The following is a 12,565-nucleotide window of genomic DNA, read 5'->3' as shown; positions in this document are numbered from 1 at the left end:
CGCTAACTGCTGCCGCGCTGCACCAGTTCGAAGCCGGTGTTGATGGCCCTGGCGGGCGGCGAGCCGGTGCCGTCCATGCGCGCCAGGATGGCTTGCGCGGCGAGGGCGCCGATGCGGGCGCCGTCCACGCGGATGGTGGACAGCGGCGGTACGGTGTGGCTGGCAAAATTCAGGTCGCCGAAGCCTACCACCTTCAGCTGCCCGGGCACCTGCACGCCCCTGGCGGCCGCTTCTATCAGCGCACCATGCGCCAGGGTATCCGAGCTGCACACCACCGCGTCCAGGCCGGGGTGCGCTTGCAGCAGCTGTGCCATGCCTTCGCGTCCGAGCGGCAGGGTGCCTGGCACCGGCGCCGTGTGCGTGGCCACCACGCTCACGCCCTGCTTGGCCAGTGCCGCCTGCAGGCCCTGGTTGCGGCGCGCCGCCCGCGGGTCGCCGGCGGTCAGTATGGCGAAGCGGCGGCAGCCCTGTTGCAGCAGATGCGTAGCCGTCGCATGGCCCACTTCCTCGTGAGAAAAGCCGATCACCATGTCGATCGGCGAGGCCGTCATGTCCCAGGTCTCCACTACCGGCGTGCCGGACTGCTGCAAGCGGCGCCGCGTGTTATCGGTGTGCAGCGTGCCGGTCAGGATGATGCCATCCGGGCGCCGGCTCATGATGGTCTCCACCAGGATCTCCTCGCGCCATTCCTCGTAGCCGGAAAATCCCAGCAGCAACTGGTAGCCAGCCTGCGTCAGCGCGTCGCTGGTGCCCTGGATCATGTCCGCGAAAATCTGGTTCGAAATCGTCGGCAGCACCAGCGCCACCAGCTTGCTGCGGCTGGCCGCCAATCCGCCCGGCAACATGTTTTTCGCATAGCCGGTTTCCTGCACGGCCGCTTGCACCTTGGCCAGCGTGTTGGGCCGCACCAGCTGCGGCTGGTTCAGCGCGCGTGACACGGTAATGGGCGACACGCCCGCCACCCTCGCCACGTCCACCAGCGTGGCGCCGCTTACCTGCACCTGCGCAGTGGGGGTGGTCAGCAAACGAAGTTCCGGTTTGTTCTTCTTCATGTTGTACGACGACTAGGTAGTTATGGTAGGATTTGATGTAGATAGTGTGAACTATATATCATTTTCAATCATTTGGAGTGCAAGATGCAGAATTCGACCCCGCTCATTACCGCCATGCGCGTCATCCCCGTTGCCGGCCGCGACAGCATGCTGCTCAACCTGAGCGGCGCGCACGGCCCTTACTTCACGCGCAACATCGTGCTCATGACGGACAGTGCCGGCAACACCGGCGTGGGCGAGGTGCCGGGCGGCGAGGCGATCCGCAAGACACTGGAAGACGCGCAAGCGATGGTGGTCGGGCAGTCCATCGGCAACTACAAGGCCATCCTGAACGCGGCGCGTACCGCTTTCGCCGAGCGCGACGCTGGCGGGCGCGGCTTGCAGACCTTCGACCTGCGCATTGCGATCCATGCCGTCACCGCACTGGAATCGGCGTTGCTCGACCTGCTGGGCCAATTCCTGGGCGTGCCGGTGTGCGCCTTGCTGGGCGACGGCCAGCAGCGCAGCGAAGTGCCGGTGCTGGGCTACCTGTTTTACATCGGCGACCGCAGCGTGACCGACCTCCCATACAACAGCGAGCCAGATGCGCCGGATGCCTGGTCGCGCCTGCGCCATGAAAAGGCCATGACGCCGGAAGCGGTGGTGCGCCTTGCCGAAGCGGCTTATGAGCGCTACGGCTTCAAGGACTTCAAGCTGAAAGGCGGCGTGCTGCGCGGCGAGGAGGAAATCGAAGCGGTGACGGCGCTGGCCGGGCGCTTCCCGGAAGCGCGCATCACGCTCGACCCGAACGGCGCCTGGTCGCTGAAGGACGCGATCCGCCTGTGCCGCGACCAGCACCACGTGCTGGCCTATGCGGAAGACCCGTGCGGCGCCGAGAACGGCTATTCCGGCCGTGAAGTGATGGCCGAGTTCCGCCGTGCCACCGGCCTGCGCACCGCCACCAATATGATCGCCACCGACTGGCGCGAGATGGGCCATTCGATCCAGCTGCAGTCGGTCGACATTCCGCTGGCCGACCCGCACTTCTGGACCATGGAAGGCTCGGTGCGGGTGGCGCAGATGTGCAAGGAATGGGGCCTGACCTGGGGTTCGCACTCGAACAACCACTTCGACATATCGCTCGCCATGTTCACCCACGTGGCCGCAGCCGCGCCGGGCAATATCACCGCCATCGACACGCACTGGATCTGGCAGGACGGCCAGCGCCTGACCAAGGCGCCGATGCAGATCGAGGGCGGCAAGATCAGCGTGCCGGCCAGGGCCGGCCTGGGCGTGGAAGTCGATATGGACGCGATCGACGCGGCGCACCAGGTGTACCTGGGCATGGGCCTGGGCGCGCGCGACGACGCGGTGGCGATGCAGTTCTACTTCCCGGGCTGGAAGTTCGACAACAAGCGCCCGAGCTTCGTGCGCTGATCTACTTTTCCGCTGGAACCGGCTTCGGCGTCACGCGGATCGCCTGGTTCAGCTTTTCCATGGTGGCGGCCGGAATGTCCCGGCTGCACACGATATGGCGCTTCAGGCCGGGCGGCACGTCCGGCACTTCATACTGCACCACGCTGTCCAGCGCCCGGTGGCGGATGCGCATGTGGTTCCAGTCGGTGCGGTCGGACAGCATGTAGGAAACACGGTCCGCCGCCACCATCTGCATCATGCCCACGCTGTTCACGTTGCTGAGCATCTTGCGGTTCGCGCTGCGCTGGATGCGCGCGTCCAGCTCCGCGCCATACGAGGAGCCGTCCAGCAGGCCCAGCGTCAGCGCCGGGTCGGCCAGCATGGAGGCCAGCGTGGCGTGCGCCTGCACCTGTGCCACCGCCTTCGGCGCGATCAGCACCATCTGGGTTGGGTCCGTGTAAATCGGCAGCGAGTATTGCGCGATAGCCGTGCGCTCGGCCAGGTGGTACCAGCCGATCGAACAGTAGTTGCGCATGCCGGTACGGAAGCGCGACCAGATGCGTTTCTGCGGTTCGCGCACAAAGATGGCCTCGATGCCTGCGGCGGCGAACAGCGTTTTGCCGTATGCCAGCAGGAAGCCTTTTTCTAGGCCGTCCTCGATGTAGTAGTAGGGCGGCTTTTCGGACCACGCCACGGTGATGGGGGCGGCTGCCGCATTCGCGGCGGGCATGGCCAAGGCCGCCGCCAGCGGCGTGCTGCCAAGAAGGACAAGGGCGGCGCGTGGTGCCATCATTTGTCTTGTGCGCTGGGCTTGGCGCTGGTGCGGATGGCCTGGTTCAGTTTTTCCATGGTGGCGGCGGGCACGTCGCGGCTGCACAGGATGTGGCGTTTCAGCCCCGGCGGCAGGTCAGGCACTTCATACTGCACCAGGCTGGCCAGCTGCTTGTGGCGCGTGCGCATGTAGTTCCAGTCGTTGCGGTCCGTCAGCAGATAGGAGGCGCGGCCAGCCGCCAGCATTTGCACCATATTGGAGGTGGGCACGGTGCGGCGCATGATCTGGTTGGCGCTTTGCTTGATGCGGGCGTCCAGTTCCGGGCCGTAGGACACGCCGTCCATGACGGCCAGTGTCAGGACCGGGTCCGCCATCATCGAAGCCAGGGTGGGGTGCGTGCGCACGCGCTGCAGGGCTGCCGGCGCCACCAGGATGGTCTGCGGCGGATCGGTATAAACGGGCAGGGAGTATTGGGCAACCTGTTCGCGTTCCGGCAAGCGGTACCACGCGATCGAGCAGTAGTTGCGGGTGCCGTCGGCGAAGCGGCTGAAGATGCGCTTGTGCGGCTCGCGCACGAATTGCGCCTCCACGCCGGCGGTGGCGAACAATTGCTTCGCATAGGCCAGCATGAAGCCCTTTTCCATGCCGTCTTCCAGGTAGTAATAGGGCGCCTTCTCGCGCCAGGCGACCGTGAGGGGCTGCGCGGAGGCTGGAGCGGCGGCCAGCACGGCGGCCAGCAGCAGAGGCGTAGCCATTAATACGCCTGGATTCAAGCCTGGATTCATCGGACCGCACATTTCACATTGATGAAACGATTATACGCGGGGACTTGCTAATAATTCCACACGGATAATGTAGCGATGTGTAACACGACTACAAAAAGTCAGGCGATGATGGCGCCATCCAATTGGTGGCGGGTGATGGCGCCATCTGCGGCGATGGCAATCCAGCCGCCGCGGGGCGGCACGGAATCCGGCTCCCAGTCCGGCAGCACGTAGCGGCGCTTGCCGGCTACCTCGTGCAGGGCGGGGCGGTGGGTATGGCCGTGGATCATGACGCTGGCGCCGGTCTGCTCGAAGATGTCGGCAATCGCCTGCGGCGTGACGTCCATGATCTCATAGGACTTTTCGGTGTGGGCCTTGCGGCTGTTGTCGCGCAAGCCGGCGATGATGGCCTTGCGCTGGGCCAGCGGCATGGCCAGGAATTGCTGTTGCCACGCGGGCTGGCGCACCTGGGCGCGGAACTCCATGTACTTCAGGTCGCCGGTGCACTGCGCATCGCCGTGCAGCAGCACCACGCGCTGGCCGCCGATGTCGGCCACCCAGGTTTCGGGCAGGATGGTGGCGCCGGAAGCGGCCGCAAAGCCGTCGCCGGCCAGGAAGTCGCGGTTGCCGGCAATCCAGAATACCGCCACGCCGGCGTCGCTGACGCGGCGGATGGCGCAGGTAATTTCTTGGTGGAACGGTTCGGCGAGGTCGTCGTCGCCGGCCCAGTACTCGAACAGGTCGCCGAGCAGGTATAGCGAGGCGGCAGCCGGCGCCTGCTGTTCCATGAAGGCATGGAACGCCGCCGTGATGGCGGGCTGGGCCGGCTGCAGATGCAGGTCGGAAATGAAGAGGGCGCTGATGCGCCTGGTGCCGTCGGCCTGCATCGGATAGGGCGTGCTGCGAGCCCGATTAAACGGCTTCGACTTTCTCGATGACGATGTCTTCCACTGGCACGTCGGCGAACATGCCGCTGCGGGTGGTTTTCACTTTTTTCATCGCGTCCACGACTTCGGTGCCTTCGGTGACTTTACCGAACACAGCGTAGCCCCAGCCGTCCTGGCCTGGGTAGTCCAGGAAGGAGTTGTTCTTCACGTTGATGAAGAACTGGGCCGATGCCGAGTGCGGCGCCGAGGTGCGGGCCATGGCCAGGGTGTACGGCTCGTTTTTCAAGCCGTTCTTGGCTTCGTTTTCCACGGTGGTGTCGGCCGGCTTCTGCTTCATGCCTGGCTCGAAGCCGCCGCCCTGGATCATGAAGCCGTCGATCACGCGGTGGAAGATGGTGTTGTTGTAGTGGCCGGCGTTCATGTAGGCCAGGAAGTTCTCAACCGTTTTCGGCGCCTTTTCAGCGTCCAGCTCAGCGGTGATCTTGCCCATGTTGGTGGTGATGACGATGGTGGTCATGATTATCCTTGACGTAGTTATCTTGAGGTGTTGATCTGGAAATTGTGATGCGTTTCGTACAGGGCCGCGACTATACAGCAGGCGCGGCCAAAGCGCTATTTTACTGCGTCACCGGAACAGGCGTTTTCAGTACCGTGGCGGACTTGATGACGATGGGCGTCACGGGGATGTTCTGGAAGATGCCCTTGTCGTCCACCAGCACGCCCTTGATCTTGTCCACCACCTCGTGGCCCTTGACCACCTTGCCGAACACGGTGTAGCCGAAGCCGTCCTGGCCGGGATAGTCGAGGCCGGTGTTGTCCACCACGTTGATGAAGAATTGCGCCGTGGCCGAGTTCGGGTTGCCGGTGCGGGCCATGGCCACGCTGTAGGTTTCATTCTTCAGGCCGTTTTGCGACTCGCTCACCACCGGCGGCTTGGTCGGCTTGCCCTTCAGGTCCACGGTGTAGCCGCCAGCCTGGATCATGAAGCCGTCGATCACGCGGTGGAAAATGGTGCCCTTGTAGTGGCCGCTCTTCACGTAGGACAGGAAGTTGGCCACCGACTTGGGCGCTTTTTCCTGGTTCAGCTCGAGCACGATCTCGCCCTCGGTGGTCTTCAGCGATACCTGGGGCGTGGGATTGGGCGCGGCCGGGGCGGCAGCCACCGCGCCGGACAGGGCCACGCCGGCGAACAGGCTGAAGAATTTTGCCAGCAGGGTCTTGGTGTCTTGCATATGGTCATCCTTTTTGTGTATGTTCTGATAAAACCAGACCAAGATCGGGGCAGTCCGGTTTTTATCAATGCTATACTAAGCGTTGACGTTTCATTCTAGCAAACTAGAACAACAAGATACCGAGGGTCTGTCAGTCTCCACGGCAAATGCTTGAGAGCCCGGTGCGGCACCAGAAGTGCCCGCGCCCGGTTCTCGTATTGTCCGGCTGGCTTGCACTTAACAAAAACGCAAGAGTCCGATGAGCAATTTAAAGATTTACAACACGCTGGCGCGCGAGAAGCAAACATTCGTACCGATGGAAGCGGGCAAAGTCCGCATGTATGTCTGCGGCATGACGATCTACGATTACTGCCACATCGGCCACGGCCGCATGATGATGGCGTTCGACGTGGTCTACCGCTGGCTCAAGGCATCGGGCTACGAAGTCACCTACGCGCGCAACATCACGGACATCGACGACAAGATCATCAAGCGCGCGGTTGAAAACGGCGAAACCATCGGCCAGCTCACCTCGCGCTTCACCAAGTATATGGACGAGGACACCGCCGCGCTGGGCATTCAGCCGCCGACGCTGGTGCCGCGCGCCACCGAATACGTGCCGCAGATGCTGGCGCTGATTGAAAAGCTGGAAGCGAAAGACCTGGCCTACCAGGGCGAGGACGGCGACGTGAACTATGCCGTGCGCAATTTCGAAGGCTACGGCAAGCTGTCCGGCAAGTCGCTGGACGACCTGCGCGCCGGCGAGCGCGTGGACGTCAACACCGGCAAGCGCGACCCGCTGGACTTCGTGCTGTGGAAAGCGTCCAAGGAATCGGAGCCGGAAGAAGTGAAGTGGGACTCCAAGTGGGGCAAGGGCCGTCCGGGCTGGCACATCGAGTGCTCCGCCATGTGCGCCTCGCTACTGGGCGACCAGTTCGACATCCACGGCGGCGGCGCGGACCTGCAGTTCCCGCACCACGAGAACGAGATCGCGCAATCGGAAGGCGCCACCGGCCACGCCCTGGCCAACTACTGGATACACAACGGTTTCGTGCGCGTGGATAACGAGAAGATGTCCAAATCGCTGGGCAACTTCTTCACCATCCGCGACGTGCTGAAAAAGTACGACGCCGAAGTGGTGCGCTTCTTCATCCTGCGCGCCCACTACCGCAGCCCGCTGAACTACTCGGACGCCCACCTGGACGACGCCAAGGGCGCGCTGACGCGGCTGTACACGGCGCTGGACGGCGTGCAGGGCGATGGCGCCGCACTGGACTGGACCGAAGCGAACGCCAAGCGCTTCGCCGAAGCCATGGACGACGACTTCAACACGCCGATGGCCGTGTCGGTGCTGTTCGACCTGGCCACGGAACTGAACAAATCCAAATCGCCCGCCGTGGCGCGCCAGCTGAAAGAGCTGGCCGCCGTACTGGGACTGCTGGAGCGCGCGCCGCAGGCCTTCCTGCAAGCGGGCGTGGGCGCGTCCGGTGACGACGCCGCCGCCATCGAGCAGCAGATCGCTGCCCGCGCAGCCGCCAAGAAGGCGCGCGACTTCGCGCTGTCGGACCAGATCCGCGCCGACTTGCTGGCCGCCGGCATTGTCCTGGAAGACAAGCCTGACGGCACCACCAACTGGCGCCGCGCATAATGGTGAAGGCCACGGACATGATGGGGGCGCAGTCCCCAGCGGTAGCAGTGCCGCCGTACTGGGAAGAAGCCAAGCAGGAGCTCATGAAGCGCGACCGCATCATGAAAAAGCTCATCCCGCAGTTCGGCGACCTGCACCTGGTCGGCCACGACGACCCGTTCACGACCCTGGCCCGTTCCATCGTCAAACAGCAGGTCACGCCCAAAGCAGCCGCTGCCGCCTGGCAGAAGCTGCTGGCGGCCTGCCCGAAATTCACCCCGGCCGCCGTGTTGAAAGCCGGCGCCGAGGAACTGGCCGCCTGCGGCCTGTCCAAGCGCAAGACCGAATACATCCTGGACCTGGCCGACAACTTCAAGGCCAAGAAAGTCCACGCCAACCAGTGGGACCAGATGGATGACGAAGCCGTCATCGCCGAACTGGTGCAGATACGTGGTATCACGCGCTGGACAGCGGAGATGTTTTTGATATTTAATCTGCTCCGTCCCAATGTTCTGCCGCTGGACGACCCCGGTCTGATCCAGGGCATCAGCCAAAACTATTTCTCCGGCGAGCCCGTTTCGCGCAGCGATGCGCGCGAAGTGGCTGCCAACTGGGAACCCTATCGGACCGTCGCCACCTGGTATTTATGGCGTAGTCTGGACCCGGTTCCGGTAGAATAGCGAAAAATTCGCCCAGCGCGAGGCTGGCCCCCGGGCCGCCCGCCATCCGGGCCATAACACGGAGGTACAATGACCAAGACAACTTTCCTCAATTTTGAGCAACCGATTGCGGAACTCGATTCCAAAATTGAAGAACTGCGTTTCGTGCAAGACGACTCGGCCGTCGACATCTCCGAGGAGATCGACCGCCTGGCCAAGAAGAGCCAGCAGCTGACCAAAGACATCTACGCCAAGCTGACCCCCTGGCAAGTGGCGCAGATCGCGCGCCACCCGCAGCGTCCATACACCATGGACTATGTGAATGAAATCTTCACCGACTTCCATGAACTGCACGGCGACCGCACCTATGCGGACGACCAGTCCATCGTCGGCGGCCTGGCGCGCTTCAACGGCCAGGCTTGCATGGTCATCGGCCACCAGAAGGGCCGCGACACCAAAGAGCGCGCCATGCGCAACTTCGGCATGCCCAAGCCGGAAGGCTACCGCAAGGCCATGCGCCTGATGAAGCTGGCCGAGAAATTCAACCTGCCGATCTTCACCTTTGTCGACACCCCGGGCGCGTTCCCCGGCATCGACGCCGAAGAGCGCGGCCAGTCCGAAGCCATCGGCCATAACCTGTACGTGATGGCGGAGCTGAAAGTGCCGCTGATCGCCACCATCATCGGCGAAGGCGGCTCCGGCGGCGCGCTGGCGATTGCCGTGGGCGACCAGGTGCTGATGCTGCAATACGCCACCTACTCGGTGATCTCGCCGGAAGGCTGCGCCTCGATCCTGTGGAAAACCAGCGAACGCGCGGCCGACGCCGCCGAAGCGCTGGGCCTGACCGCGCACCGCCTGAAAGCCATCGGCCTGATCGACAAGATCGTCTCCGAACCGCTGGGCGGCGCCCACCGCGACCCGAAAGCCATGGCCACCATGCTGAAACGCGCCCTGGCCGACTCGCTGCGCCAGTTCCACGGCATGAAAACCAAGGACCTGATCAACGCCCGCCACGAAAAACTGATGAGCTACGGCAAGTTCAAAGAAACCACGCCGCAAGAGTAAGCAGCGCCGCTGGCAGAAACCAGACCGGAGCCGGCGCCAGCCTGCTCCGGTTTTTTTGCATTTCGGCGGTTCCACCATGGCGGGTTACGCTGCGCTAACCGCGCTACGGACGCCACGAGCCGTAACCCGCCGTGAGCCGCCCGCACCCCCGGAGTCCCCATGAAAAAGCAGCAAACCGCCACCCTCGCCAGCACCTTCGCCGGCGCGCTCGCCACCGCGCAGCATGGCGGCCGCATCGCCATCGCCCTGAGCGGCGGCCTCGACTCCTCCGCGCTGCTGCACCTCGCCCACGCCTGGGCGAAACAGGCGGGCGCGTCCCTGTACGCCTTCCACGTCCACCACGGCCTCAGCCCCAACGCCGACGCCTGGCTGGCGCACTGCGAAGCGCAATGCGCCGCCCTCGGCATCGGCTTCGAAGCGCGCCGCATCACCCTGGAAAACGCGCGCAAGAGCGGCATCGAAGCGGCCGCCCGCAAGGCCCGCTACGCCGCCCTGGGCGCCATGTGCGCCGAACACGGCGTGCAGCTGCTGCTCACCGCCCACCACCAGGACGACCAGGCCGAAACCGTGCTGCTGCAGCTGCTGCGCGGCTCGGGCACCGCCGGCCTGTCCGGCATGGACGCCGCCAACACCGCGCCCGAACTGCTTGCCAATCCCGGCCTGGTGATGATGCGGCCACTGCTGCCCGCTTCACGCAAGCAGCTCGAAGCCTACGTGGCGCAGCACGGCATCGCCCATATCGAGGACGAATCCAACGACGACCCGCGCTACGCCCGCAACGCGCTGCGCCACACCGTCATGCCCGCGCTGGCCCGGTACTTCCCCGGCTTCCAGGAGCGCTTCGCCCGCAGCGCCCAGCACGCCCAGTCCGCCCAGCGCCTGCTGACCGAACTGGCCGAACAGGACCTGGCCGCAGCGCTGGATGGCGACTGCCTGCAGGTGGCCAAGCTGCGCGACATGAGCACCGACCGCGCCTACAACCTGCTGCGCCACTGGTTCGCGCTGCGCGGCCTGAGCATGCCGTCCACCGCCTGGCTGTCCGAAATGCTGGCCCAGCTGCTCGAAGCGCGCCACGACACGCAAATGCTGGTGGTGCACCCCGAAGTGGACGTGCGCCGCCACCGCGACCGCCTGCACCTGATTTCCAAGCTGCCCGAGATCGCGGGCACCCGCGAAGACCAGTTCGACGACTCCCCCGGCCAGGACTTTCGCTGGAACGGCGAAGCGTCCATCGATTTTCCCGATTACGGCGGCGTGCTGCACATCGAGCCGGCCGAGCAGGGCATCGACGCCGCCTGGCTGCGCGGCCAATACCTCACCATTGAGTTCCGGCGCGGCGGCGAGCGCCTGAAGCCCGCCGAGAATCGTCCCACGCGCGCCCTCAAATACCACTACCAGACCTTGGGCATCCCGGCCTGGGAGCGCGGCCGCCTGCCGGTGGTCAAAACCCAGGCGCAATTGCTTTTTGCCGCAGGAATCGGCATGGACTGCCAGCAAATGGGGCAGGGTGCCGTTGAACGTGTGGTCTTCCGCTGGGAATCAAAATAAAAGTTGGTACTGCGGCGATTTCGTATGTCCATATGCCAATACTGTATGACGTCATAACTTTTTTGGCTTGTCGTTTCGCACTGCAACATGTAGAGTTACAAGCCCTCCCTTTTTTCAATCTTCGAGCGGAAACATCACTGTTATGGCTTTAATCGTTCACAAATATGGCGGAACGTCGATGGGATCGACCGACCGCATCAAGAACGTCGCGCGCCGCGTCGCCAAATGGCACGACGCAGGACACCAGATCGTCGTGGTACCGTCGGCCATGTCCGGCGAGACCAACCGTCTGATCGCGCTGGCAAAGGAAATTCAAAACCCGCCCGACCCGCGTGAACTGGACATGATCGCCTCCACCGGCGAACAGGTCTCCGTGGGTCTGCTGTCGATGGCGCTGCAAGCGATCGGCAAGGCTGCGGTCTCCTACGCTGGCTGGCAAGTGGCGATTAAAACCGACTCCGCCTTCACCAAAGCCCGCATTCAGTCGATCGACGACGAGCGCGTGCGCAAAGACCTCGACGCCGGCAAGATCGTCATCATCACCGGCTTCCAGGGCGTGGACGACAACGACAACATCGCCACGCTGGGCCGCGGCGGTTCGGACACCTCGGCCGTGGCGATCGCCGCCGCGCTGAAGGCGGCCGAATGCCTGATCTACACCGATGTGGACGGCGTGTACACGACCGACCCGCGCGTGGTATCGGAAGCGCGCCGCCTGAAGGCGATCACGTTCGAAGAAATGCTGGAACTGGCCTCGCTGGGCTCGAAAGTGCTGCAGACGCGCTCCGTGGAATTCGCGGGCAACTACCGCGTACCGACGCGCGTATTGTCGTCGCTGACCGATCCGCTGATGGATCTCGAAACCGAAGCCAACTCCGGCACCCTGATTTCGTTTGAGGAAGACACCAACATGGAACAAGCAGTCATCTCGGGCATCGCCTTCAACCGCGACGAAGCCAAAATCACCGTGCTGGGCGTGCCGGACCGTCCGGGCGTGGCCTACCACATCCTCGGCCCGGTGGCCGACGCCAATATCGAAGTGGACATGATCATACAGAATCAGTCCGTGGACGGTAAAACCGACTTCACCTTCACCGTATCGCGCAACGACTACCAGAAGGCGATCGACGTACTGGAAGGCCAGAAAGCCGAAATCGGCTACAGCATCCTGGTAGGCGACGCCAAGGTATCGAAGATCTCCGTGGTCGGCGTCGGCATGCGTTCGCACGTCGGCGTAGCCTCGCAGATGTTCCGCACCCTGAGCGAAGAGAACATCAACATCATGATGATCTCCACCTCCGAGATCAAGATTTCGGTACTGATAGACGAAAAGTACATGGAACTTGCCGTGCGCGCATTGCACAAGGCCTTCGAGCTGGAAAAAGAGTAAAAAAAGATGGCCCGATTCCTTGACCAAACGAGGGGCGGGCCAGTAAGATAGCGCTCGTCTGATCCGAAGCGGAAACGTGGAAGAAAAGGCAAATAGTTGAGTAATCAGCTAGGAGACGTGGCCGAGTGGCCGAAGGCACATCCCTGCTAAGGATGCATACGGCTTATACCTGTATCGTGGGTTCGAATCCCACCG

General features: G+C 63.5%; 12 protein-coding genes. 6 read left to right on the top strand and 6 right to left on the bottom strand.

All coding sequences use genetic code 11. The features are described from left to right. Positions 1-2: 2 nt before the first annotated feature. Positions 3-1,052 carry a LacI family DNA-binding transcriptional regulator gene (locus AC6H42_RS14270; protein ID WP_082551823.1) on the bottom strand — a complete coding sequence of 350 codons (1,050 nt, stop codon included), beginning with the start codon at positions 1,050-1,052 and terminating at the stop codon, positions 3-5. Between the two features lie 84 nt (positions 1,053-1,136). Between AC6H42_RS14270 and gudD the strand changes: the two genes are divergently transcribed. Beyond that, on the top strand, positions 1,137-2,468 hold the full coding sequence (gene gudD, locus AC6H42_RS14265) for a glucarate dehydratase (RefSeq protein WP_057155484.1): 1,332 nt from the start codon (positions 1,137-1,139) through the stop codon (positions 2,466-2,468). 1 nt (position 2,469) lies between these two features. Here the strand turns inward: gudD and AC6H42_RS14260 are convergent, their stop codons facing one another. The 5 genes from AC6H42_RS14260 to AC6H42_RS14240 all read right to left on the bottom strand — a co-directional run bounded on the left by AC6H42_RS14260 (position 2,470) and on the right by AC6H42_RS14240 (position 6,102). Beyond that, entirely contained in the window at positions 2,470-3,240 is a 771-nt protein-coding gene (locus AC6H42_RS14260; protein WP_497548331.1) for a transporter substrate-binding domain-containing protein, read from the bottom strand. After that, positions 3,237-3,974 (bottom strand): substrate-binding periplasmic protein, encoded by a 738-nt coding sequence (locus tag AC6H42_RS14255; RefSeq protein WP_497548330.1) that lies wholly within the window; start codon positions 3,972-3,974, stop codon positions 3,237-3,239. Before AC6H42_RS14255 ends, AC6H42_RS14260 begins: the two co-directional genes overlap by 4 nt. A 128-nt stretch (positions 3,975-4,102) precedes the next feature. Then, positions 4,103-4,870: a UDP-2,3-diacylglucosamine diphosphatase gene (locus AC6H42_RS14250; protein ID WP_497548329.1), complete on the bottom strand. Its 768-nt coding sequence runs from the start codon at positions 4,868-4,870 to the stop codon at positions 4,103-4,105. Between the two features lie 25 nt (positions 4,871-4,895). Then, positions 4,896-5,387 (bottom strand): peptidylprolyl isomerase, encoded by a 492-nt coding sequence (locus AC6H42_RS14245; protein ID WP_057155480.1) that lies wholly within the window; start codon positions 5,385-5,387, stop codon positions 4,896-4,898. Between the two features lie 100 nt (positions 5,388-5,487). After that, a complete protein-coding gene (locus tag AC6H42_RS14240) occupies positions 5,488-6,102 on the bottom strand; it encodes a peptidylprolyl isomerase (protein WP_057155479.1) in 615 nt (204 codons plus the stop codon). A gap of 238 nt (positions 6,103-6,340) precedes the next feature. On the opposite strand from AC6H42_RS14240, the gene cysS reads away from it, so the two are divergent. The 5 genes from cysS to AC6H42_RS14215 all read left to right on the top strand — a co-directional run bounded on the left by cysS (position 6,341) and on the right by AC6H42_RS14215 (position 12,370). Next, positions 6,341-7,729 (top strand): cysteine--tRNA ligase, encoded by a 1,389-nt coding sequence (cysS, locus tag AC6H42_RS14235; protein WP_057155478.1) that lies wholly within the window; start codon positions 6,341-6,343, stop codon positions 7,727-7,729. After that, entirely contained in the window at positions 7,729-8,388 is a 660-nt protein-coding gene (locus AC6H42_RS14230; protein WP_057155477.1) for a DNA-3-methyladenine glycosylase family protein, read from the top strand. The genes cysS and AC6H42_RS14230 overlap by 1 nt, the downstream gene beginning before the upstream one ends. A gap of 69 nt (positions 8,389-8,457) precedes the next feature. Beyond that, entirely contained in the window at positions 8,458-9,432 is a 975-nt protein-coding gene (locus AC6H42_RS14225) for an acetyl-CoA carboxylase carboxyltransferase subunit alpha (RefSeq protein ID WP_057155476.1), read from the top strand. Positions 9,433-9,591: 159 nt separating this feature from the next. After that, a complete protein-coding gene (tilS, locus tag AC6H42_RS14220; RefSeq protein WP_497548328.1) occupies positions 9,592-10,980 on the top strand; it encodes a tRNA lysidine(34) synthetase TilS in 1,389 nt (462 codons plus the stop codon). 142 nt (positions 10,981-11,122) lie between these two features. Further along, on the top strand, positions 11,123-12,370 hold the full coding sequence (locus AC6H42_RS14215; protein WP_057155474.1) for an aspartate kinase: 1,248 nt from the start codon (positions 11,123-11,125) through the stop codon (positions 12,368-12,370). The last annotated feature ends 195 nt before the right edge of the window (positions 12,371-12,565 follow it).

The organism is Massilia sp. NBRC 108631 (assembly GCF_059704565.1).
Note: the sequence above shows the minus strand (reverse complement) of the source record. Positions and strands in the feature narration are given on the sequence as shown.